21 protein-coding genes are annotated in these 21,907 nt (G+C 60.7%); 16 read left to right on the top strand and 5 right to left on the bottom strand.

Annotated elements, in window-relative coordinates:
• Positions 1-194 precede the first annotated feature (194 nt).
• Genes Q7V46_RS18480 through Q7V46_RS18455 form a run of 6 tightly spaced genes read left to right on the top strand, consistent with a single transcriptional unit; the run spans position 195 to position 6,731 of the window.
• The gene (locus tag Q7V46_RS18480) at positions 195-986 is read left to right on the top strand and encodes an ABC transporter ATP-binding protein (protein WP_304915042.1); all 792 of its coding nucleotides are present in this window, start codon (positions 195-197) and stop codon (positions 984-986) included.
• Entirely contained in the window at positions 983-1,762 is a 780-nt protein-coding gene (locus tag Q7V46_RS18475) for an ABC transporter ATP-binding protein (RefSeq protein ID WP_304915041.1), read from the top strand. The genes Q7V46_RS18480 and Q7V46_RS18475 overlap by 4 nt, the downstream gene beginning before the upstream one ends.
• The gene (locus tag Q7V46_RS18470) at positions 1,755-3,614 is read left to right on the top strand and encodes a long-chain fatty acid--CoA ligase (RefSeq protein ID WP_304915040.1); all 1,860 of its coding nucleotides are present in this window, start codon (positions 1,755-1,757) and stop codon (positions 3,612-3,614) included. Before Q7V46_RS18475 ends, Q7V46_RS18470 begins: the two co-directional genes overlap by 8 nt.
• Entirely contained in the window at positions 3,614-4,486 is an 873-nt protein-coding gene (locus Q7V46_RS18465) for a branched-chain amino acid ABC transporter permease (RefSeq protein WP_304915039.1), read from the top strand. The genes Q7V46_RS18470 and Q7V46_RS18465 overlap by 1 nt, the downstream gene beginning before the upstream one ends.
• Positions 4,486-5,532 (top strand): branched-chain amino acid ABC transporter permease, encoded by a 1,047-nt coding sequence (locus Q7V46_RS18460; RefSeq protein ID WP_304915038.1) that lies wholly within the window; start codon positions 4,486-4,488, stop codon positions 5,530-5,532. The genes Q7V46_RS18465 and Q7V46_RS18460 overlap by 1 nt, the downstream gene beginning before the upstream one ends.
• Before the next feature lie 44 nt (positions 5,533-5,576).
• Positions 5,577-6,731 carry an ABC transporter substrate-binding protein gene (locus Q7V46_RS18455; protein WP_304915037.1) on the top strand — a complete coding sequence of 385 codons (1,155 nt, stop codon included), beginning with the start codon at positions 5,577-5,579 and terminating at the stop codon, positions 6,729-6,731.
• Between the two features lie 98 nt (positions 6,732-6,829).
• Here Q7V46_RS18455 and Q7V46_RS18450 read toward each other — a convergent pair whose 3' ends face one another.
• Complete coding sequence (locus Q7V46_RS18450) at positions 6,830-7,423, bottom strand: TetR/AcrR family transcriptional regulator (protein WP_304915036.1); 594 nt, start codon at positions 7,421-7,423, stop codon at positions 6,830-6,832.
• Between the two features lie 148 nt (positions 7,424-7,571).
• On the opposite strand from Q7V46_RS18450, the gene Q7V46_RS18445 reads away from it, so the two are divergent.
• From Q7V46_RS18445 to Q7V46_RS18430, 4 genes are all read left to right on the top strand, one after another.
• Positions 7,572-8,732 (top strand): acyl-CoA dehydrogenase family protein, encoded by a 1,161-nt coding sequence (locus tag Q7V46_RS18445; protein ID WP_304915035.1) that lies wholly within the window; start codon positions 7,572-7,574, stop codon positions 8,730-8,732.
• Positions 8,733-8,793: 61 nt separating this feature from the next.
• Entirely contained in the window at positions 8,794-9,963 is a 1,170-nt protein-coding gene (locus Q7V46_RS18440; protein WP_304915034.1) for a CaiB/BaiF CoA-transferase family protein, read from the top strand.
• Position 9,964: 1 nt separating this feature from the next.
• The gene (locus Q7V46_RS18435) at positions 9,965-10,534 is read left to right on the top strand and encodes a DUF2889 domain-containing protein (RefSeq protein WP_304915033.1); all 570 of its coding nucleotides are present in this window, start codon (positions 9,965-9,967) and stop codon (positions 10,532-10,534) included.
• Positions 10,531-11,343, top strand: coding sequence for an enoyl-CoA hydratase-related protein (locus Q7V46_RS18430; RefSeq protein ID WP_304915032.1), 813 nt, complete (start codon positions 10,531-10,533; stop codon positions 11,341-11,343). The genes Q7V46_RS18435 and Q7V46_RS18430 overlap by 4 nt, the downstream gene beginning before the upstream one ends.
• Before the next feature lie 240 nt (positions 11,344-11,583).
• Here Q7V46_RS18430 and Q7V46_RS18425 read toward each other — a convergent pair whose 3' ends face one another.
• The 3 genes from Q7V46_RS18425 to Q7V46_RS18415 are packed head-to-tail and all read right to left on the bottom strand — an operon-like array spanning position 11,584 to position 14,511.
• On the bottom strand, positions 11,584-11,967 hold the full coding sequence (locus Q7V46_RS18425; protein ID WP_304915031.1) for a hypothetical protein: 384 nt from the start codon (positions 11,965-11,967) through the stop codon (positions 11,584-11,586).
• An 8-nt stretch (positions 11,968-11,975) separates the two neighbouring features.
• Positions 11,976-13,085: a CaiB/BaiF CoA-transferase family protein gene (locus Q7V46_RS18420; RefSeq protein WP_304915030.1), complete on the bottom strand. Its 1,110-nt coding sequence runs from the start codon at positions 13,083-13,085 to the stop codon at positions 11,976-11,978.
• A 13-nt stretch (positions 13,086-13,098) separates the two neighbouring features.
• On the bottom strand, positions 13,099-14,511 hold the full coding sequence (locus Q7V46_RS18415) for a hypothetical protein (protein ID WP_304915029.1): 1,413 nt from the start codon (positions 14,509-14,511) through the stop codon (positions 13,099-13,101).
• A gap of 147 nt (positions 14,512-14,658) precedes the next feature.
• Between Q7V46_RS18415 and Q7V46_RS18410 the strand changes: the two genes are divergently transcribed.
• From Q7V46_RS18410 to Q7V46_RS18385, 6 genes are all read left to right on the top strand, one after another.
• On the top strand, positions 14,659-15,624 hold the full coding sequence (locus Q7V46_RS18410; protein ID WP_304915028.1) for a tripartite tricarboxylate transporter substrate binding protein: 966 nt from the start codon (positions 14,659-14,661) through the stop codon (positions 15,622-15,624).
• A 15-nt stretch (positions 15,625-15,639) separates the two neighbouring features.
• Positions 15,640-17,370 carry an FAD-dependent oxidoreductase gene (locus Q7V46_RS18405; RefSeq protein ID WP_304915027.1) on the top strand — a complete coding sequence of 577 codons (1,731 nt, stop codon included), beginning with the start codon at positions 15,640-15,642 and terminating at the stop codon, positions 17,368-17,370.
• A complete protein-coding gene (locus Q7V46_RS18400) occupies positions 17,370-17,702 on the top strand; it encodes an NIPSNAP family protein (RefSeq protein WP_304915026.1) in 333 nt (110 codons plus the stop codon). The genes Q7V46_RS18405 and Q7V46_RS18400 overlap by 1 nt, the downstream gene beginning before the upstream one ends.
• A 71-nt stretch (positions 17,703-17,773) precedes the next feature.
• Positions 17,774-18,736, top strand: a complete 963-nt coding sequence (locus Q7V46_RS18395) for a tripartite tricarboxylate transporter substrate binding protein (RefSeq protein ID WP_304915025.1) — start codon at positions 17,774-17,776, stop codon at positions 18,734-18,736.
• Between the two features lie 31 nt (positions 18,737-18,767).
• The gene (locus Q7V46_RS18390; protein WP_304915024.1) at positions 18,768-20,165 is read left to right on the top strand and encodes an MmgE/PrpD family protein; all 1,398 of its coding nucleotides are present in this window, start codon (positions 18,768-18,770) and stop codon (positions 20,163-20,165) included.
• Positions 20,162-20,653 carry a MaoC/PaaZ C-terminal domain-containing protein gene (locus tag Q7V46_RS18385; protein WP_304915023.1) on the top strand — a complete coding sequence of 164 codons (492 nt, stop codon included), beginning with the start codon at positions 20,162-20,164 and terminating at the stop codon, positions 20,651-20,653. The genes Q7V46_RS18390 and Q7V46_RS18385 overlap by 4 nt, the downstream gene beginning before the upstream one ends.
• 82 nt (positions 20,654-20,735) lie before the next feature.
• Here Q7V46_RS18385 and Q7V46_RS18380 read toward each other — a convergent pair whose 3' ends face one another.
• Positions 20,736-21,887, bottom strand: coding sequence for an acyl-CoA dehydrogenase family protein (locus Q7V46_RS18380; RefSeq protein ID WP_304915022.1), 1,152 nt, complete (start codon positions 21,885-21,887; stop codon positions 20,736-20,738).
• Positions 21,888-21,907 lie beyond the last annotated feature (20 nt).

Below are 21,907 nucleotides of genomic sequence, written 5' to 3'. Positions count from 1 at the left end.
GTAAACACCACTCCGCAGCGGATGCCATGCAGCCACATAATCCGATCATACAAAGACCGACGCGACGGACTAATAATAAGCTCGGCGACTGATATCTCTCCGACACCGCAATCACCAAGAAGACCCAAAGGCTCATGTCTCTTTCACCCACAGCTGCTTCCCCCCCGACAGCAACGGCCCCCGTCCAGATCCCCGTGCTGGCAGTTCACAACATCCAGATCGTCTACGGCGGCGCCATTGAGGCAGTGCGCGACGTGTCGCTCGAAGTGCAGGCCGGCCAGATTGTGGCTTTGCTTGGTTCGAATGGCGCTGGCAAGTCCACTGTGCTCAAAGCGATCTCGGCCGTGCTCGATGCCGAAGACGGCGAAATTGAGAAAGGGTCGATCCAGCTCTTTGGCCGCAACGTGGAGAAGGCGCTCGCGCCCGACATCGTGCGACAGGGCCTGGTCCAGGTACCAGAAGGTCGTCGCCTGTTCGCCACGCTCACGGTTGACGAGAACCTTGTCGTGGGCGCGCACCTGCAGAGCCGACAGTCGCTGGACGAAGAGCGTCAGAACGTATTCCGCCTGTTCCCGCGTCTGGCTGAGAAGCGCGACGTGATTGCGGGCTATCTCTCCGGTGGCGAGCAACAGATGGTGGCCATCGGGCGCGCGCTCATGAGCCGGCCCAAGGTGCTTGCGCTCGATGAGCCTTCACTTGGCTTGGCACCATTGATCGTGACCGAGATTTTCTCGGCGATCGAAATGCTGCGCGAGAAGAAAGGCTTGACGATCTTGCTGGTGGAGCAGAACGCAAGCCGCGCGCTGGCGATTGCGGACTACGCATACATCATGGAAAACGGCCGCGTGGTGCTTGATGGCACCTGCGATGCGCTTCGACGCAATGCCGACGTGCGCGAGTTCTACCTGGGTCTGAGCGCCCAGCAAGGCCGCACCAACATGCGCGATGTCAAACACTACAAGCGTCGCAAGAGGTGGCTGTCATGAACGAACCCATTCTGGACGTGCGCGGTGCAACAAAGAAATTCGGTGGTGTCACTGCGGTCAACAACGTGAGCCTTCGCGTCATGCCGGGCGAGATTGTCAGCCTGATCGGCCCCAACGGCGCTGGCAAGACAACCACCTTCAACCTCATCAGCGGCGTTCTCGACCTGAGCGCGGGGCAGGTTTTCTTCAAAGGAGAGGACACGGCACGACTGAAATCTGCGGACTTCGCGCGCGCCGGCATTGGCCGCACCTTTCAGAACCTGGCGCTGTTCAAGCACGGCACGGTGGTGGAAAACCTGCTCACCGGTCGCCATGTGCATTTCAACTACACGGTGCTGGAAGCGCTGATGTTTTGGGGCCGTCCCAGGCGTGAGGAAATCGCGGCGCGTCGCAAGGTCGAGGAGATCATTGAATTTCTGGAGATCGAAGAGTTGCGGGACAAGCCGGTCTCTCAACTGGCCTATGGTCAGCAAAAGCGTGTAGAGCTTGGGCGCGCGCTCGCTTGCGAGCCCAGTCTGCTGTTGCTGGACGAAATCGTGGCTGGCATGAACCGCGAAGAAAAAGAAGACATCGGTCGCTTCACGCTCGACATTCGCGACGAGTTTGGTGTGGCCGTGCTGATGATCGAACACGACATGCAGGTGGTGATGGATCTGTCGGACCGTGTATACGTCCTGGACTTTGGCATGCTGATCGCCGAAGGTACGCCGGCCGAAGTGACCGCGAACCCCGTGGTCATGCGTGCCTACCTGGGTTCGGAGGCCGAGCATGCTTGACCACGCACAACTGATCCGAGGCGAGGTCACGATGCCCGCATTGCTGCGACTGCAGGCAAATGAACGCGGTGCACAAATTGCCTTGCGCGAGAAGATACATGGCATCTGGCAGGGGCGAACCTGGCTTGATTACTACCGCACTGCGCGTCGTGTAGCGCACGGCCTGACCCAACTGGGCCTGCGGCGCGGCGACCGTATCATCATTGCGGCCGAAGACATACCCGAGTGGTTCTACGCCGACCTGGGCGCGCAGATGATTGGCGTGCAAGTTGTGGGTATCTACCCAACCAATCCATGGGCCGAAGTGCAGTACATCGCCAGCCACTGCCAGGCCAAGCTGGCGATCACGGGCGATCAAGAGCAGACCGACAAGGTCCTCGACGCCAGGCGAAATGGCAACGGGCTGCCACACCTCCAACATATCTTCTGCGTGGATATGAAGGGCTTGCGCCATTACGAGCCGGGCCAGCCGCACGGCTTCGAGCACCTGCTCGCGCTTGGTGACCAGCTGGTGGCCGAAGACCCCGAGGCAGAAGGCCGGCTCGATGCGCAAATTGATGCGCTGATGCCGGACGATGTGAACATCCTCGTCTACACCTCGGGCACCACCGGGCCACCGAAGGGCGCGATGCTCACGCACCGCAACTTCGTCTACGGCGCCTATGCCTATATGGTGGCCCGCCAGATGACGGGTAAGGCGTTTGAGTCGGTGTGTTATCTGCCGCTGTGCCACGTGGCCGAGCGCACCTATTCCACTGTGCAGCACCTGATCTCGGGCGGCTGCGTCAACTTCGCGGAATCGGTGGACACTGTGGCCTCCAACATCCGTGAGATCGGACCCACCTTCTTCCTGGGCGTGCCGCGCATCTGGGAAAAGCTGCAACAAGGCTTCGAGTTCCGCATGAAGGACAGCGGGCGCGTGCAGCGTTGGCTGTACCGCTTGGGCATGAAGCGCGGGCGGGTGCTGTCTGATCGGCGCGCAGCTCAGGGCAGGCTCACGGCTGTGGGCGACCGACTGGAGTTTGGCTTCTGGTATTTGCTGTTGTTTCGCAACATGCAGCGCCACATGGGCTTGAACCGTACGCACACCCGCATGTGTGGCGGCGCGTCGGTGTCGCCTGAAACGCTGAAGTTCTTCGACATCATCGGGCTGCCGGTGGGGCAGGGCTACGGTCTGACGGAGGCCGGCGGCCTGGCCTTCGTGCAACTGCCTGGACGGCCGTTCATCTCGGGCAGTTGCGGGCCTGCCATGGAAGGCGTGGAGTGGCGCATCGCGGACGACGGCGAAGTGTTCGTGCGCTCGCCCGGCGTTTTCAAAGGCTATCTGTTCGACGACAAGGGAACTGCCGACATCCTCTCTCCAGACGGATGGATCGCCACTGGAGACATTGTCGAGCAGCGCGGTGATGGGGAGATCGCGGTGGTGGACCGCAAGAAGGCCATCATCATCACGAGTGGCGGGAAGAACATCGCACCCTCCGAAATCGAGAACGCCATGAAGGACAGCCCCTTCGTGCGCGAGGCGATCGTGGTGGGCGAGGGGAAGAAGTTCCTTGGCGGCTTGATCCAGATCGACTTCGATACCGTCGGCCGGTGGGCCGGTGAACGCGACCTGCAGTACACCACCTACAAGTCGCTCACTCAGATGCCTGAGGTGATCGAACTGATCCAGAAGGTGATCGATGACGTGAACTCACGCTTCGCTCGAGTGGAGAACGTTCGCAAGTTCGTGCTCTTGGAAAAGGAGCTGGATCACGACGACGGTGAGCTCACTGCGACTCAGAAGGTCCGACGTGGCTTGATCAACAAAAAATTTGCTCGAGAGCTCGAGATCATTTACGGAGGGTCGTGATGGGTTACTTCATTGAACTGGTGGTCTCTGGTCTGGCGGTCGGTGCCATCTATGGCCTTGTGGCCATGGGCTTTGCCGTCATCTACAAGGCCACGGGTATCGTCAATTTCGCACAAGGCGAAATGGGCATGCTCAGCGCCTACACAACCTGGGCGCTGGCCACAACACTGGGGACCGGCAGCTTGATGACGGTGTTTCTGGCGGTGTTGATCGGCGCGGTATTGGGGCTTGTTTGCGAGCGCTTGATCATGCGCCCCATGCTCGGCGAGCCAGTGCTCTCGGTGGTTCTGGTGACGGTGGGTCTGGCTGTTGTGCTGCGCTCGGTGGTCACCATCATCTGGGGCGCATCCCCACACAAGTTTGAGGTGGCCGGGGCGGACGACATCGTGCAGATAGGCGATATCGGCCTGCGCGTGAGCCAGCTCGGTGTGCTCGGCGCGCTGTTGCTGGCGGTGGCGGGATTCTGGTACTTCCTTGGGCACAGCCGTTTCGGTGTGGCCATGCGGGCGGTCGCTGCCGACGAGAAAACCGCACGGCTGATGGGTGTGTCCACCGCGCGGGTGCAAGCGGTCGCCTGGGCGTCGGCCTCGGGTCTGGCGGGGCTGGCCGGAGCGCTTTTCGCAGTGATCTATGGCCTTACACCGACGGTGTTCGAGCTCGGCCTCAAAGCCTTCCCGGCTACCGTGCTGGGCGGCTTCGACTCGGTGCTCGGGTCAGGTGTGAGCGGATTGATCATCGGAGTGTTCGAGAACCTGGTGGGTGGCTACCTGTCAAGCACGCTCAAGGACGTCGCCGGCTTCACGTTGATTCTGGTGGTACTCATGGTGCGGCCCTACGGGCTGTTTGGTGAAAAACGAATCGAGAGAGTCTGATGCGAAGCGGATATTTCAAAGAGAACTACAGCGGGTTGATTGTCCTTACGGACTCACCTGCGGTAAAGGCATGGGTTGCAGCGTTGATCGTGATCCTGGTCGCAGCCCCGTTCCTGCTGGGCAACCTGGCATTGTCGTACCTGACCATCATTCTGTTCACAGTAGTGGGTGTGCTTGGCCTGACGGTGCTCACAGGCTTTGCCGGGTTGATCTCTTTGGGGCATGTGGGCTTTCTGATGCTGGGCGCCTACGCCTATGCGATCGGCGTCACGCGCATAGGCCTGCCCCCAGAGCTCGCTCTGGTGTTGTCGGCGGTGGTGCCGGCGTTCTTCGGCCTGCTGGTGGGCATTCCTTCGCTGCGCCTTCATGGTCTGTATCTGGCGATCACGACGCTGGCCTTCAGCCACATCGTGAGTGCGGCCATTTTGGCTGGCGGCACGTTCACTGGAGCAGGCCGCGGGATCATGGTGCCGCGCCCTAGCATGTTGGGCTTCGATCTCTCCAGTGACCGCGCCTTCTACTGGTTCTGCATGGTCATGTGCATGCTGGCCGTGCTGGTCACACTCAACCTGCGGCGCTCGTCCTTCGGGCGTGCTCTGGTAGCTCTGCGAGACAACGACATCGCAGCGCGCACCATGGGTGTGAGTCTGGTGCGCTACAAGCTGCTCGCATTTCTCATCAGCGCCGCGCTCACCGGCATCGCGGGCGCGCTCATGGGTATTTACATGAGTATCGTCAGCGTTGAGGGATTCCCCTTCCTGCTGTCCATCGAGGCCTTGGCCATCATCATCGTGGGCGGTCTGGGTTCGGTGCTGGGTGCGGTGCTGGGCACCATCTTCATCGTCACGCTGCCCGAGGTGTTCAGCTCGTTCGTGCAATTGCTCGGCGGACGCCTGCAGGACGTGATGACCACCAGTGCGCATGAGGTCAAAAGCGTGCTCTATGGCCTGGCCATCATTGGCTTCCTGCGCTTCGATCCGCGTGGCCTTCGCGGTATCTGGCATGACATCCGGCATACCTGGGTGTTTTGGCCCCTGCGCTACTGACCTCTTTTTCACCCCGGCTACCTACCCAACCACAAGGAGACACCATGAAACTGAAATTGAATCAACTCGCCGTCGGTTTGCTGGGCGCAGGCTTCTGCCTCGCCGCCACCGCCCAGCAGGGCGTCACGGACACGGAGATCGTCGTCGGCGACATCCTGCCCCTGACGGGTCCACCCGCTTTGCTCGGCGTAGCGCACAACCTGGGTGTAAAGGTTGCGATCGCCGAGGTGAATGCAGCCGGCGGCATCAATGGCCGAAAGGTTCGCTTGATTTCTGAGGACGACGGCTATGTGCCTTCGCGAACCATCCAGGGCGTGCGCAAGTTGATCAACAGCGACAAGGTGTTCGCGCTCACCTCGGTGTCCGGTACCGCGCAGGCGCAGGCTGCCATGCCGCTGATCGTGCAGTCGGGCCTTCCGGCAATGGCACCGATTACCACCTATGAAGGTTTGTATAAACCGGTGATCAAGAACGTTTTTGCAGTCGGCTACGACATGACGGATGCGGTGGATGAGCTCGTCGCCAAGATGGCCGATCGATACCCGGGCAAAAAATGGGCTCTGATCTCGCAGGACGACGACTATGGCGAGAACGTGCGAGCCGGCTTTGATCGGGCCGCCAAGGCCAAGAAGCTGGAAGTCGTTTCAACACAGATCTACAAGAAGGGACAAACCGATTTTTCGTCAGAGATCCTCAAAGTCAGACAGGCCGGTGCCGAGGCCCTGATGGCCGGTGGCGTGCTCGGTGAAAACGTGGCCATGGTCAAGGAACTCGAACGTATAGGCCACAAGATCCCTGTCGGCGTGACCTACGTGTCACGCGTGCCCGCCAGTGCCAAGTTGATGGGATCGGCTGGCGAGAACGTTTACACCGTGGACTACGTGTACCTTGAGAGCTCGCCGCAGGCAAAAGGCTTCATGGACAAGTTGGCAAAGCACCTTTCGCCCGAAGAGCTGGCAAGGACGAACCGATATTCCTTCACAGGCTATTCAGCAACCCGCGCGTTGTTTGATGCCATGGGTCGGTGTGGCAAGGCACTCACATGGGATTGCACCAATGCTGAGCTGGCCAAGGTGACCAATCTCGATACTGGCGCCATGACACCTATCAGCTTCACGGCGACCAATCATCTGGCCGCACCTAAGCTGTTCCTGCTCAAGGCAGACCCGGCTGCCGCCACCCATAAGACAGTTGAGTGAGCCAATGGACCGCGGGATCACTGGTCCCGCGGTTTTATGGGCGCATCTTGAAAACTTGCCAATACATCAAGGCAGTGGTCGGATCCATTTTTGTGGCGCTACTTTTTCTCCGCCATGAAACCGTGTAAGAACAGGCGCGTGATTCGGTCGCATAGCTCGTCGGATTTCATCGGTCCACTCGGGCGATACCAGTAATCGGTCCAGTTGAGCATACCGATCAGCATCATCGTGTAGGGCTTGTAGATGTGGTCCTGCAGGCCAGGATTCAATTCGCGCAGCAGGGATGCTACCTGGTCGGTGACGGTTCTCTCGAGCTGGCGCAACGGTGCCTGCATCGCCTTGGGCAGGAACTTCACATCGTTCATCGCAATGACGTGTCGTCTGCGCGACTGTGCGGACTTCTGCGCATAAGTATGAATGAAGACCGCAAAACGCTCCTGTACTGGCTTGGCACTCGACACCGCCTCGTCTACGCTGGCGATCACCTTCTCAAGATGTTCCGTCAGCATCGCACTGAGCAGATCGTCCTTGGTGGGGAAATAGTGGTACAGCATGGACTTGGTTGCGCCACAGGCCTGGGCGATGTCCTGCATCTTCGCGTTTGGGTAGCCAACCTTCGAAAAGAGTGCGGCGGCGCTGTCCATGATGGACTGGCTCTTGGTGTCGTAGTCATCTGATCGCACGCGTGGCATGTGGGGGTTCCCTTTCATAGGTCGCTTAGGCGACCCTGGCGAGGCGTGAGTGTACCCGCTGGGATCGTGATTAAGCCATTCTTGTCAGGCCTTTAATAATCCGACGAGTCGGACTATAATGATTGATAAATTACCTGGAGACTTGTCCATGACATTGCCCTATTTCAATGAGCCCGACATCGTCGACGAAGACCTTCGCATGGTGCGCGAGCAACTGCGCCGCTATGTGGAAGAGGTGATCGTTCCCAACGGGGACGCTTGGGAGCTGAGTGGCGAGATCCCTCGCCACGTCTTTCGCGACCTGGGGAGCATGGGCTTCCTGGGGATGCGACACCCGGTGGAGTACGGTGGCGGCGGCCTGGGTGCGCTGTCCTCACTGGTGCTGGGCGAGGAACTGTCTCGCTCCACTTACGGCGGTGTGGCTTCCGCGCTCACGGTGCACAGTGACATGTCGCTCTCGCACATCGCGCACCGTGGCACGCACGAGCAAAAGCAACGCTACCTGCCGGCAGCCTGTGCCGGAGAAAAGGTGGGCGTTATTTGTGTGACAGAGGCGCACGCAGGCTCCGACGTCGCAGGCATCAAGACGCGTGCAGTACAGACCGATGGCGGGTGGGTGATCAATGGATCGAAGATGTTCATCACCAACGCTGTCTTCGGCGACATCTACATCGTCGCAGCCCGTACCGACCCGCATGCCAAGGGAAGCAAAGGCATTTCGCTGTTCATCGTGGAGAAGGGCAATCCAGGCCTGAAGATTGCCCGCAAGCTCGAGAAGCATGGCTGGCGTTCGTCCGACACCGCCGAGCTCTACCTGGAAGACCTGCACGTGCCACACGACGCGTTGCTGGGCGAGGAGGGCAAGGGCTTCTACTACATCATGAGCACGTTCCAAAACGAGCGGCTGGTGATCGGCGCGCTCAGCTCAGGCACGGCATCACGAGCCATCGAACTCACGGTGGAGTACGTGAAGCAGCGCCAAGCCTTCGGCAAGTCGCTTTGGGACCAACAGGTGGTGCGTAACAAACTCGCATGGATGGCCTCGAAGACAGCTGCAGTTCGCGCGCTCACCTACCAGTGCGCACAGATGATCGACGAGGGCAAAGACATCGTGCGCGAAGTGTCGATGCTCAAGGCGTATTCGGCTGAGACATTGCAGGAGGTGGTGCACACCTGCCTGCAGCTGCATGGCGGCACCGGCTACATGATCGGCACCCCGGTCGAGCGCATGGCACGCGACGCACGGATTCTCACCATTGGTGGAGGGGCCACTGAAGTGATGCTCGAAGAAGTCGCAAAGCGAATGTGAGGAGGGATATGAAACAAGTGATCCAGAAAGATTTCCACCGCTGCCATTTGGGAGCCCCTTCATGAGTGGACCATTGCAAGGCGTGACGGTGATTGAGCTGGCTGGCATAGGACCAGGCCCCTTCGCCGGAATGATGCTGGCCGACATGGGTGCAGATGTGATCCGTGTGGACCGCATTCCTTCCACCGGGGGAGGTGGTGCGCTGGAGGCGCTGATGCGCAATGACAGCGTGGTCGATCGGGGTCGCCGTTCCATTGCGCTAAACATGAAAGATCCCCGTGCCGTGGAGACCGTGCTCCAGTTGGTATCCACTGCAGACGTCTTGATCGAGGGATTTCGCCCCGGAGTGACCGAGAAGCTAGGTGTCGGCCCAAAGGAATGCATGGCGCGAAACCCGAAACTCATCTACGGCCGCATGACTGGATGGGGGCAGACTGGACCGTTGGCACAGGCAGCAGGTCACGATCTCAACTACATCTCGCTCTCGGGCGCAGTGCACGCCATGGGCCCGGTCGATCGAGTACCAGCAGTGCCGCTGAACCTGGTGGGTGACTATGGCGGAGGCGGCATGCTGTTGGCGCTTGGCGTCGTGGCCGCGCTCTACGAGGCGCAACGCTCGGGCCAGGGACAGGTGGTTGATGCCGCCATCACTGATGGCGCGGCGGTGCTGATGGCGGCGCTGTACGGATTGAAGGCCAAAGGGTCCTGGCGCGAAGAGCGAGAGAGCAACTTCCTTGACGGTTCGGCACATTTCTATGGCAACTATCGCTGCGCGGATGGGCGCTATCTCTCCGTTGGAGCCATCGAGCCGCAGTTTTATCGATTGCTGCTTGAGAAGTGCGGTGTCAATGATCCACACTTTGCACAGCAATGGGAACGCGCCGAATGGCCTGCGTTGAAGAAGAAGCTTTCCGGGCTCTTCCTTCGCAAGGGCCGCGACGAGTGGTGCGCAGTGCTCGAAGGCAGCGATGCCTGTGTGGCGCCGGTGTTGAGCATGTCAGAGGCACCGGCGCACCCGCACAACCGTGCGCGCGGCATCTTCGTGGAGCAGGATGGGGTTGTGCAGCCCGCTCCTGCCCCTCGATTTGACCGCACACCCAGTGCCTTACCGTCGGCCGCACCGGTGATCGGGTGCGATAGCGCATACATCCTGCGCAAGCTTGACCTCAGCGAGACCGAGATCAAGGCGCTGATTGCCTCTGGTGTGGTTTTCCAGACCGGTGGATGCTGACATGAACGGTGCCAGCCAGACCAACCTATTGCGTCGCACGGTGCATCTGCGACGCATCACCTGCGAAGGTTTTGAGCGCGACGACGGGCTCTTCGATATCGTCGGGACGCTCATCGACACCAAGCCCACTCCCTTGGAGATGCGGGAAAAAACGGTGCAAGCGGGTGAGCCGATTCACCACATGACCGTGTGCATCACGGTCGACAGTGACAGACTGATTCACGACGTGGTGGCGCACACAGTGGAGGGGCCGCACGCTGTGTGCGGTGCGATCACCGATCGCTACCGCCAGCTCATTGGGCAGCGCATCCAGCCAGGATTTACGTTGACGGTAAAGCGCTTGTTTCGTGGTGAACTTGGCTGTACCCACATGACAGAGTTGTTACCGCCGATGGCGACGACCGCGTTCCAGATGCTCTGGCGCGGTGCAGATGACGTGACCGATGCCGATCAACCGGGACGCCGAAACTCGCCGCTGGGGGGGTGCCATGCATTGAAGCTGGATGGCGAGATCGTGCGGATCCACTTCCCTGATCAATTCACCGGTGTCTCCGGAAAGCTGCCGAAATGACCACCTCCCATGTGCTCTTCGATGTGACCGAGGGCATCGCTACCCTGATCTTGAACGACGCGCCGCGCATGAATCCGCTCTCCCATGAGCTGATGGCTGGTTGCTTGAAGGCACTGGAGCGTGTACACGACGATTCTGCAGTCCGCGCGCTGCTCATCACGGGCGCTGGCAAGGCCTTTTGCGTCGGGGCTGATCTGTCGGCATTCGATTCATCCACATCGGTCGAGGCGCGCAGCAGTGCGGGCCAGATCGTCGGAGATTTGCTGTCGCAAGGTGGCAACCCTCTGGTGAGCGGTCTGCGCTCGCTTCCTGTGCCAGTTGTCTGCGCCGTCAACGGCGCAGCCGCAGGTGGAGGGACAGGCCTTGCACTCGCTGCCGACGTGGTGATTGCTGCGCGCTCCGCGTTCTTCTACCTACCGTTTACCCCGGCGCTGGGTCTGATCCCTGACGCCGGTGCTAGCTGGTTGCTGCCACGTGCGGTGGGCCGTGCCCGTGCCATGGGCCTAACACTGATGGGCAACCGTCTCTCTGCGCAGGAGGCTGCTCAGTGGGGCCTGATCTGGGCGTGTGTGGATGACGAAGGGCTTTCAGCTCAGGGCCTGCACATTGCGCAGAAGCTCGCACGCTTGCCCGCGCACGCGGTGCAGGAAGTGCGCGAGCTGTACCGGAACTCCGAGGTCAATACCTTTGCCCAGCAGATAGTATTCGAGCGTGAGCGCCAGATGGAGCTCGCGGATCGGCCCAGTTTCGACGAGGGTGTGCGGGCATTTCTGGAAAAGCGCGAACCAAGGTTTCAGAGCCGAGATTGACGAAACGCCGATTCTGGCGCTCATTCTGAATGGGCGTCGATCTCACGTGACGAGCTCCGTGAGCGCAAAAGCAAGCTGCCATGTTGAATGAGCTGCAGCTCGTGCAAACATGCACGGAATTGGCATCGAGCAACGTTATGTGCATCGACTTCGACAAAACGCACCGTTAGGCACCGGTGCAGAGCGCACAAACCTGAATGAAAAACCTAGGAGCTTCAACGGCAGCCCGTGGGCAAGCGATCAAAGCTTTGTTGGTGCGGAAGGAGCCCGGCCTCTTGATTCTGTACAAACAGGATATCGATGACGGCGGCACTCTGCTGAGTGGCTACCGAGGATTTTCAGCACATGCTCCACAAGTTCATCGAGGGCGATCGACGGGGTAATACGTGGCATCGCACCATTCACGAATGTGGCCCAATCTCTTGCGGCGCTTTGGATTCGCTCCAGATCGCGGGGCGTGCAGCGGTGCATGGCTGCTCCGCAGTAGCGCCTTTGTGCAGCAGGAATCGGGTGTCCCAGCGCTTCCAGCATGAAGAAGTAGCGCAAGGCGACCTTGTGGTGGTTGCTTGAGCGTTTTTGCTCCAGCAGGTCCAGCAGGGTTTCGTGCGTGGTGGAAATGGGCATGGCGGCGCTCAGGCCACTTGCCAGTCGCGTAATACCTGCTGGGTCGACACCGGTGCGGCGGAGGGACTGCGTCCGATACAGCCTGGTGTAGCTGAAAAGCGTGGTGCTGGAGCCGTGTGCTCGATGCCATCAACATGAACAAAGCTTTGTCTCGCCACGATGTGGGGGTGTAGGGCAGCCTCGGGCGGCGTCAGCACTGGTGCAAAGCACACATCGGTGCCTTCGAGCCGCTCGCACCAGTGAGCCAAGGAGTGACGGCGAAAAGCGCCAGAAATAGCAGCCTGCAATTCTGGCCAGCGCGATTGATCGTTCTGCAGCGTGGCGAAGGAATCGGGCAGTTCAAGTTTATGGCACAACTCCCGGAAGAACCTTGGCTCGATGGGCCCGATCGCCACGTATCGCCCATCAGCCGTTTCGTAGGTTGTGTAATAGGGCGCGCCACCGTCGAGCATGTTGCTACCCCGTGGGTCACGCAAGCGGCCTTGCATGCGGTGGGAGTGGTTGTTGCTCAGCAGCGAAAGGACACCGTCGCAGATGGCGGCGTCCACCACTTGGCCTTGGCCCGAGGCACGGGCATGCAGCAATCCGGCCAGCAGGCCCATCACGAGATAGAGACTGCCGCCTCCGTAGTCGCCAACCAGATTCAGTGGTGGGACAGGCGCGCCACCTGGTGCGCCAATCAGCGACAACGCCCCTGCCAAAGCGATGTAGTTGATGTCGTGTCCCGCCGCGTGGGCCAGCGGACCTTCCTGCCCCCAGCCGGTCATTCTCCCGTAGACCAAACGAGGGTTGAGGGCATGTGTGGTCGCTGGCCCGAGACCCAGACGTTCCATCACGCCCGGTCGGAAACCCTCGACCAAAAGATCCGCGTGCCGAATCAACTCAAGCGCCTGCATTGTGTCGTTCGCCGCTTTCAAGTCCAAGGCGATCGTGCGGCGGCCCCGGTTGACGATGTCGTGGGGGTCGATGGGCGGTACGTCAGGCCGGGCGATTCGCACCACGTCGGCGCCCATGTCGGCGAGCAGCATGCACGCGAATGGCGCCGGCCCAAGGCCTGCGAACTCGACTACGCGGACGCCGCTGAGTGGTCCGCTGTGGCTTGGATTGGTGTTGTTCATGAGTATGTATCTTTTATTGACCAGGGAAGGACGCCAGGGCACCCAGCAGGACGGAAGACACCAGCAGCGCCAGAGCCACGAACCAACCGTTCGCTCGCAGACTGATGGTGAGTACGGGCACGCCAGACCAGCGGCTCGCCATCAGGCTCAGCACCGAGAAGGGCGTGATGGTGATCGCAAGGCCCCATCCGACCAGCAGGGCCGTCAAGTGCACCGGTAAGGGCAACCCCAGTGTGATGGGGTCGAGACTGCTGCCCACGATGACAGCGCACAACATGGGGTGAATGGCCGCAGCACACAGCAATACGATCAGGGCCGACAGCGCGAAGCAGGCCAATATGGGCGTGCCGGACACCCAGGCGCCGACCTGACTGGTCCACGCATCGGGGATGGAGCCAGCGATTACAGTTCCCGCACATCCGGACGCGAGGAACATCATCACCTCACTGGCCATGTTGCGGAAACCCGCCATGTCTGAGCAAAGCATCCGGATGCCCGCATTCAGGCCTTTCGCGCCGTGTTGGCCGATGCAGGCATTGACGAGCCAGGCGCCTAGCGGCGTGATCATGATGATCACGGCGGTGATGGGCCAATGCAGCCAGAGGCTCAGTACCACCAGCAGCGCCATGAAGGCAAACATCGCCGCCCCCAAGGGAGCGCCCAATTGCAAGAGTTCGCGAGCCGGCACATGCCGGGCATCGATCGCGGAGCTTTTGGCGCCCCGTGCCAAACGGTTCATTGCGGTGCCCACCGCAATGAAAAGCGCCGTGACGCCGAGGGCCATAGGTAGCATGCCCGCCCAGCTTGCGCCCGGGTACAGGCCGAGCACGATGCTCATGTTGCTGTAGAGCGGACTCCATAGGCTCAGTGCGGAATAGCCGCGTGCGATAGCGCAGAAGGAAGACAGCTGTTCGCTTGTGTCCGCATCATCCTGACTCGCCGCAGTCTCCATCATCATGGCAATGCCGGCGAGGCCGAGCAGCCCGCCAAAAAACTGGCTAGCCACGCTCAAGCGGAAGTAGCGCGAGTGGCCGGGTGTCTGGTACATCGTCTGCAGCACTTCGCGCACATGTTGCACGCGCCCCGCAGCGCGGGACAGGAGATTTACCGAGACGAGGAGCGAGGCAACCAGACCTCCGATGCGCACTCCTTGCTCGATGACCTGCCAGGGACGATCCAACCCGGGAAGCAGCAGCAACAAGGCGAGGGCCAGCAGCAGCGACGTGCGCTGAACGCCCTTGTTGATCTGACTGCAATGCAGAAGCAGAAAGACCACGAGTGTCCCAGCGAGCAAAGCGCTGGAGCCCTCAGGGCGCAGCAAAAGATCCACGAGGGTAATGGCGGGGATGGCCCCGGTCACAACCAGCTCAAACGCGGAAGCCGGTGGCGTGACGTCATGGGGGGAGGCCGTCGCGGAATCACGCATGTTTGCTGGTGTAGGTGCCGCTCGTCGGTGAGTCGCGAAAAGCAGCCGCTTGTGGTTGTGTATTTTCGCAACTATACTATCATTGGATCAACCATTGACAAATGACGAAGATTTCAGGGACAACGTTCAACCAAAGGAGACAGAGACATGAAGGCAATCAAGATTCTTGCTGCAGTTGCAGCACTTTCGGCCGGTGTGGCCGCTTTTGCACAAGACGCGTATCCCACGCGTCCCATCACCATCGTGGTGCCTTACCCCGCAGGGGGAACCAGTGACAACCAGGTGCGCATGTTCCAGGATGGGCTGGCCAAGCTATTGGGTCAGCCCGTCATCGTCGACAACAAGCCCGGAGCCTCCGGCGCCATTGCTGCGCAATTCGTGGCGCGAGCGCCAGCTGATGGTCACACCCTGCTGTACCCAAACAATGGCGTGATCATTGCCCCGCTGCTCAATGACAAAACGGGGTATGACGCTCTAAAGGATTTCAAACCTGTTGCGCAGGTGACCTCCGTGCCAATGGTGCTGGTGACCAACAAGGCTGTGCCTGCTACGAACCTCGCCGACTTCCTCAAGTACGCCAAACAGGCACCCATAGGCCTGCAGTACGCCTCGGCGGGAACGGCCTCGTACGGGCACCTGGCGACAGCTCGCCTTGGCGCGATGACTGGTCTGAAACTGGATCACATCCCATATCGCGGCGAGGCGGCCACCACGATGGCTGCGCGCACCGGTGAGGTACAGATGCTGTTGACCACGCCATCGTCTGTCATGCTGGGGCAAGTGCAGCAGGGCAACCTCAAGATGCTGGGCGTGGCATCTGCAGAACCGTCGCCCGTTGTGCCGGGGGTGCCCACGATCAATAGCGTGGTGCCTGATTTCGTTGCCGAAGTATGGTTCGGCCTGCTCGCGCCAGCAGGCACGCCCGATGCCGTGATCGACAAGGTCAACGCTGCCATTCGCCAGGTGATGTCCAGCGAGGAGCTGGCAAAGAGGTTGCTGCCAACGGGTGCCGTTCCGCGAGTGTCCAGCCCGGCAGAGCTCGCCAGCGTGATGCAGCGCGAGCATGCCAGCTGGCGCGAAGTGATCACCAAGCACAACATCAAGGCCGACTGAAATGGAACGCGTGGCATGAAGTCTCAATACGATCTGGTCGTTGTCGGCTCAGGGGCGGCGGGCCTCACCTGCGCCATCACGGCCCGCAAACTTGGCCTTGACGTGGTGGTGCTCGAGAAGGAGCCTGTGTTCGGAGGGACCACCGCACTGTCGGGTGGTGTGTTGTGGGTGCCGCTGACGCATCATGGGCGCGCGCAGAACCCTGGTGATTCGGTGCAGTCTGTGCGGGAATTCCTGCAGAGTGAAACTGGCCGCTTCTACGACAGCGAATCAGTTGAGGCGTTCATCGCTCATGGTCCCCAAATGGTGGACTTCCTTGAGCGCGAGACCAGTATGAAGTTCGTGCCAACGCTCTACCCGGACTACCACCCCACCGCGCCCGGCGGCGCTGACGTGGGGCGCTCCATCCTGGCCCAGGCCTACGACATCCGTGGATTGGGCAAGGACATGGACCGCCTCAAGCCACCACTGAAGACCATCACCTTCATTGGGATGATGTTCAACTCCTCGAACGCCGACCTCAAGCACTTCTTTAGGGCAACGAAGTCGCTTAGCTCCGCGCTGTATGTGGCAAGGCGATTGCTCAACCATGTGAAAGAGCTTGTGCTCTACCGACGCGCCGTCCAGGTAACCAGCGGCAATGCCCTGGCAGCACGCCTGGCCAAGTCCGCTCTCGACCTGGGCATCCCGATCCTCACCTCGACACCGGTAGCACGCATAGCCATGGTCGGTGATCGTGCCAATGGAGTGGTCATTGAGAGCGATGGTGTCGAGCGGCACATCAGAGCCAGCAAGGGCGTCGTCTTAGCCTGCGGGGGCTTTCCGCACGACAAGAAGCGCATTGGCGAAGCCTATCCGCACCTGCGGCGCGGGCATGAACACCTGTCACCCACGCCTGTCAGCAACACAGGCGACGGTTGTCGCATGGCCGAGGCAGCGGGTGGACACGTGGACATCCGGTTCCCCCAGCCTGCCGCCTGGATGCCGGTGACACGTGTGGACTTTGGCAAGGGGGAGACAGGCGTGTTCCCGCATCTTTTGGATCGCTACAAGCCTGGCGTGATTGGCGTGCTGTCCACCGGCAAGCGCTTCACCAACGAATCCAACTCCTATCACGACGTGGGCGCGGCCATGATCGAGGAATGCGAAACACTGCCCGAAACGGCCATGTGGCTGGTCTGCGACAAGCGCGCACTGGCCAGTTACGGTCTGGGTTATGTCAAGCCGGCGCCGATGCCGATCACGCCCTTCCTTCGCAATGGCTACCTGCTGGAAGGAAAGACGTTGTGGGAACTGGCGAGCAAGGCGGGCATTGACCCGCAAGGCCTTGAAGACACCGTACGGGGCTACAACCAGTACGCAGTCAAAGGTGAAGACCCGGCCTTTGATCGCGGAGGCAACAGTTTCAACCGCTATCTCGCAGACCCGGACAACAGGCCAAATCCCTGCGTGGCGCCAATAGTCAGTGGACCGTTCTACGCCATCAAATTACTCGTGGGCGACCTGGGCACCTTCGATGGCCTCCAAACCAGTGTGGAGGGGGCTGTTCTGCGACGCGATGGGTCGGTTGTCGAAGGGCTGTATGCGGTTGGAAACGACCGAGCCAGCCTCATGGGGGGCAACTACCCAGGCGCGGGTATCACGCACGGGCCCAACATGACCTTTGCCTACATCACGGCCCGCCACATCGCATCCGGAGAGACATCACTCCAGTCGGTGGTGGACCAGGTGCCTGTGGAGGCGTGATGAGCGCGATTCATACTCCGAGCAAGGCCTTGATTGACCACCGCGTCTACACCATCGCTCTGCGCAAGATGCCAGAGTTCGTTGAGGTGTTCAATCGGCTGGCAATGCCTATCCTGATGGAGACCCTGGGCCACCCGCTGGGCTTCTGGACCAGCGTGGTGGGCCCGCAGAACCAGTTCATCCATCTCTGGGCTTACGAAGATCTCGCGGACTACGAGCGCCGCTGCCTGGCGCGCGACACGCACCGGGACTTCCCCGCCTACCTAGCCGCCTCCGGCCATCTGATTACTGCACAGGAAACACGTCTGATCCGCGCGGTGCCCATGCCATAGCCTGGCCATCACCTTTGCCGGCTTCGAAGCCGGACTGCCATTTCCCCCCAACCGAAACAGGAGACAAATCCATGCCATTCGCCAAACTCGCCATGGCGGTTCTGGTCGCAACGACCCCATTGCTGCACGCGCAAGATGCGGCCTATCCTCGCCAGCCGATCAAGCTGATCGTGCCCTTCACACCAGGATCTAGCTCGGACGTGACGGCGCGTGCCATCGCGCAGAAGATTGCCGAGCCGCTGGGCCAACCCGTGGTGGTTGAGAACCGGCCCGGCGCCAGTGGTGGCATTGGCATGCAGGCTGTGGCGCGCAGCACGCCAGACGGCTACACGCTGGCGGTCGGCACCGTTTCGTCGACGGTGGTGCCGCACATCATTGCGAAGCACGTGCCGTTCGATCTGTTCAAGGACTTTACCGCCGTGGCAACGATGGCCAACACACCGCTGTTGCTCACCGTGCAGAATGAGTCGCCCTATATGAAGCTGCAGGATCTGATCGACGCCGCCAAGAAGTCGCCGAAGACGCTGACGTATGGAAACTCGGCCGGGCTGTACCGCATCGCAATGGAAGCGGTCAACCATGAGGCGGGCATCGATCTGCTCGGTGTTCCCTTCCGGGGACCAGCTCAGGCGGCTGCCGACCTGCTCGGTGGGCGTTTGAGCGTCAATCCTGACGCACTTGGCGCCGCCACCCCGATGCTGGAGGCCAAGCGCATGCGGGCACTTGCAGTCCTCGGCTCAAACCGCACGCCGTCCCTGCCGGACGTCCCCACCATGCAGGAGCTTGGCTTCAAAGACTTCGCATTCAACGGATGGCTTGGCATTCTTGCCCCAGCCGGGACACCGGCGCCCATCGTCGATCGTCTGCACAAAGAAATTGCGCTGGCTGTGAAATCGCCGGAAATCCAGGCGTTGTATGCCAGGCTTGGCATGGAGGCGACCGTCCTGTCTCCCCAAGCCTATGCCACCGAAATGCGCAAGGACTTCGCGAAGTACAGCGAGGTTGCCGAGCAGGCCGGAATCGAGAAGGAATAAGGCCCGTGTAACAAAGGAGGAAAGGCCGCACATGAACACTCGCTCTGCTTCCCCATCCGCCTTGTCTGATCTGGCGCGGCACGCCAGTGCCATGACGATGCAGACAATCCCGGATGACGTCCGGCTCCAGGCGCGTCTGTGCCTGCTGGACACTATCGGCTGTATGCTGGCTGGCACAAGGACGCAAGAGGCCGCTCTTGCGCTGGCTTGTGAGACAGAGATACCCGGCGAATCCGGTGCGACCGTTGTGGGAACACCCTATCGTCGAGGATGGCGAGGCGCAATGCGCGTGAACGGCTACCTCGGTGATGTGCTCGAGCTCAACGACCTCATCGGCGGACACGCCAGCATCGGCACCGTCGCAGCGACCTTGGCGCTCGCGGAAACCCTGGGCGCATCCGGTGTGCGCACCCAGGAGGCGCTTGTTCGTGGGATCGAAGTGACAGCACGAGTGTATGGCGCCGTCTACCCCACGCTCAAGCGCTACACGGATATGGCTCTGGTACCAGTTGGCATCCCGTCATCCATCGGTGTTGCTGCTGCCGCAGCCTGCATGCTCGACCTGGACGACGAGCAGACCCTCTCGGCCATGGCGATCGCAGCTGCATTGGCTGGCTGGTGCCCAGCGGAGGTCATCTTCGGTAGCGGTGGTACTGTCAAGCCCATGCTCTTTGGTGCGCAACCGGCGGATACAGGTGCAACGGCGGCTTGGTACGCCCGCGCCGGAATGACCGGCCCGAACGAGATCCTGGACAGTAAGACCGGATACTTTTCTTCGGTATCGAACGGGGCCCACTGGGATGCCGGGGCATGGGAGGGCAGCTGGGCCCTGTCAGAACCTCGCCGAAAGCTACATGCCTGCTGTGGCTATTTGCATGCTCCAGTTGACGCGATGCGTCGGCTGATGCGTCAACCCGGTCCCACGTTTAATGAAAGCCGGATTGAGGTCCGGGTGGCGCCCTATGTCGCCGATGTCGTGGCCAAGGATCGCATGCCGCATTCCTCGAACGACGCACGCTTTCATCTGCAGTTTTGCATTGCGTTGGCCGCCTGCGGCGCCGACGTCATCCTGCCAGAACACAGCATCGACCTGGATCAACAGCTTCAGCGGGCGGATCTCCAGTACACCATGCGGCGAATCGAGGTCCGACCGGACCCGGCGCTGACCCACTATCACCAGTGCGAGGTGCGTGTGACGGATGCCAGCGGGCAAGCCGCCTCGCAAGCCTTGTCCGCGCCGCGGGGATCTCCGCAGGCGCCCCTGTCAGAAGGCGATGTCATTGAAAAATTCATGGTGCTGTCGCGGCCTGTCCTTGGTAGCGAGCGCGCCAATCGTTTTGCGGATACCTGCCTTGCACTCGAACAAGTGAGCAACACGCGTGAGCTGATCGCGCTGCTGACGCCCCCCCTTATTGAAGGAATGTCATGAGCCACCACCCCAACTACCGCCCACGTGGCATGTACTTCGAAGATTTCGAGATCGGCCACATCATTGTCACATCGCGTCGCACGGTGACGTTGACGGACATCGTGAACTTCGCCTGCCTCTCGGGTGATCATAATGCCCCGCACATCGACCACGAGTTCTGCAAGACGCAGTCCTACGGCGAACCGATCGCCCATGGTCCCCTGGTGCTGGCCATCGTGGGCGGCCTGCAGTGCCTCAGCGGCATCAACGACGGCACCATCATTGCCATGACGGGGCTGGACCAGTGGCGTATGCACCTCCCGGTAAAGGCAGGCGATACCATCCATGCACTGATCACGCCGGTAGAGAAGAAGCTCACCAGCAGTGGTACCAAGGGCATCGTGACATGCGAGCGAATCGTGAAGAATCAGCGCGACGAAACCGTGCATTCCATGGTCATCTCCAACATGTACCGATGCCGCCCCGTGCCGGCTACCGTTGCAGCTTGACTCGAACTCAAGCTCAAGGAAGCGAAGCCGGGCCTCGAGCCCGGTTTTTTTTATTGAGGCAGGGCCCGAAGGCCCTTCCTGATCAGAGATCCATCTGCTTGGCAATGATGTTGCGCTGGATCTCGTTGGTGCCGCCACCGATCGGACCCACGCGCGAGTCGCGGAAGAACATCTGCATGTCGTACTCGTTCGAATAGCCCGCGCCACCCAGGATCTGCATACCGATGTCAGCGCACTTGAAGTTGTTCTCGGTACAGACGATTTTGGCGATGGATGCTTCCTGAACGACCCGGTGACCACCATCGAGCAGTTCGGCCACGCGATAGACCGACTGGCGGGCTGTCTCGGCCATGATCATCATGTCAGCCAGCTTGTGCTGGATGACCTGGAACTGGGAAATCGGCTGGCCAAACTGGATACGCTCGCGCGCGTAGTCGCGGGCGTACTCGGTGATCTTGAAGCAGTGACCGGCCGAGATGGCGGCCAGGCCCATGCGCTCGAGGCCCAGGGCGGCCATGATGTTCTTCCAGGCCTGGCCCTCGCCCCCGAACAGGTTGCCCGCAGGAACACGAACGTTGTCGAAGAAAACTTCATTGGCGTGGGTTGTGCGGCGGCCCAGCATGGACAGCGGGCGGATGGTCACGCCTGGTGTATTGGTTGGTACGAGGATGGTGCTGATGCCACTGTGGCGAGCCTGTTTGTCTGTCTTGACAATGGCCACGAGGTAGTCGGCCACGTGCGCGCAGGTGATCCATACCTTGCTGCCATTGATGACGTAGTCGTCCCCTTCGCGCACGGCAGAGGTCTTGATACCTGCAACATCGGAGCCGGTGCCCGGCTCGGACATGGCCAAAGCGAGCTTGACCTTGCCGGCAATGATCTTCGGCACGATGTCCTTCTTCATCTCTGGTGTTCCGAACTTGGCTACGTGCATGCCGGCATAGATGGCTGTGGTGGTGACGCCTTGGGCGATGCCGGTGTAGTAGTAGCCCAGCGTTTCCATGAAGACGGCGATGTCCTTGTAGCTCGCGCCCATGCCACCGAGTTCTTCGGGGTAGAAGATGCCCAGGTAGCCGGCATCGGCAAGAGCGTTGTAGGCCTCATGCGGGAACTCGCGCGCTTCGTCCATTTTGCGCACACGCTCCCAAGGCAGGTGGCGCGAAAGCAGATCCAGCACGCCTTCGCGCATCATGTTTTGCTCTTCGGTCAATCCGTTGGTGTTGATCAGTGACATGGTGTGTTTCCTCGGGTTGG

The organism is Hydrogenophaga sp. (assembly GCF_030651625.1).
Lineage (GTDB): Bacteria > Pseudomonadota > Gammaproteobacteria > Burkholderiales > Burkholderiaceae_C > Hydrogenophaga.
The sequence above is the reverse complement of the archived record's forward strand: the minus strand, read 5'-3'. Positions and strand labels throughout refer to the sequence as shown.

Excerpts from the sequence above, each read along its gene's own strand:
- Q7V46_RS18475 (WP_304915041.1), top strand. The coding sequence starts at position 983 with ATGAACGAACCCATTCTGGACGTGCGCGGTGCAACAAAGAAATTCGGT.
- Q7V46_RS18470 (WP_304915040.1), top strand. The coding sequence starts at position 1,755 with ATGCTTGACCACGCACAACTGATCCGAGGCGAGGTCACGATGCCCGCA.
- Q7V46_RS18465 (WP_304915039.1), top strand. The coding sequence starts at position 3,614 with ATGGGTTACTTCATTGAACTGGTGGTCTCTGGTCTGGCGGTCGGTGCC.
- Q7V46_RS18460 (WP_304915038.1), top strand. The coding sequence starts at position 4,486 with ATGCGAAGCGGATATTTCAAAGAGAACTACAGCGGGTTGATTGTCCTT.
- Q7V46_RS18455 (WP_304915037.1), top strand. The coding sequence starts at position 5,577 with ATGAAACTGAAATTGAATCAACTCGCCGTCGGTTTGCTGGGCGCAGGC.
- Q7V46_RS18450 (WP_304915036.1), bottom strand. The coding sequence starts at position 7,423 with ATGCCACGCGTGCGATCAGATGACTACGACACCAAGAGCCAGTCCATC.
- Q7V46_RS18445 (WP_304915035.1), top strand. The coding sequence starts at position 7,572 with ATGACATTGCCCTATTTCAATGAGCCCGACATCGTCGACGAAGACCTT.
- Q7V46_RS18440 (WP_304915034.1), top strand. The coding sequence starts at position 8,794 with ATGAGTGGACCATTGCAAGGCGTGACGGTGATTGAGCTGGCTGGCATA.
- Q7V46_RS18435 (WP_304915033.1), top strand. The coding sequence starts at position 9,965 with ATGAACGGTGCCAGCCAGACCAACCTATTGCGTCGCACGGTGCATCTG.
- Q7V46_RS18430 (WP_304915032.1), top strand. The coding sequence starts at position 10,531 with ATGACCACCTCCCATGTGCTCTTCGATGTGACCGAGGGCATCGCTACC.
- Q7V46_RS18425 (WP_304915031.1), bottom strand. The coding sequence starts at position 11,967 with ATGCCCATTTCCACCACGCACGAAACCCTGCTGGACCTGCTGGAGCAA.
- Q7V46_RS18420 (WP_304915030.1), bottom strand. The coding sequence starts at position 13,085 with ATGAACAACACCAATCCAAGCCACAGCGGACCACTCAGCGGCGTCCGC.
- Q7V46_RS18415 (WP_304915029.1), bottom strand. The coding sequence starts at position 14,511 with ATGCGTGATTCCGCGACGGCCTCCCCCCATGACGTCACGCCACCGGCT.
- Q7V46_RS18410 (WP_304915028.1), top strand. The coding sequence starts at position 14,659 with ATGAAGGCAATCAAGATTCTTGCTGCAGTTGCAGCACTTTCGGCCGGT.
- Q7V46_RS18405 (WP_304915027.1), top strand. The coding sequence starts at position 15,640 with ATGAAGTCTCAATACGATCTGGTCGTTGTCGGCTCAGGGGCGGCGGGC.
- Q7V46_RS18400 (WP_304915026.1), top strand. The coding sequence starts at position 17,370 with ATGAGCGCGATTCATACTCCGAGCAAGGCCTTGATTGACCACCGCGTC.
- Q7V46_RS18395 (WP_304915025.1), top strand. The coding sequence starts at position 17,774 with ATGCCATTCGCCAAACTCGCCATGGCGGTTCTGGTCGCAACGACCCCA.
- Q7V46_RS18390 (WP_304915024.1), top strand. The coding sequence starts at position 18,768 with ATGAACACTCGCTCTGCTTCCCCATCCGCCTTGTCTGATCTGGCGCGG.
- Q7V46_RS18385 (WP_304915023.1), top strand. The coding sequence starts at position 20,162 with ATGAGCCACCACCCCAACTACCGCCCACGTGGCATGTACTTCGAAGAT.
- Q7V46_RS18380 (WP_304915022.1), bottom strand. The coding sequence starts at position 21,887 with ATGTCACTGATCAACACCAACGGATTGACCGAAGAGCAAAACATGATG.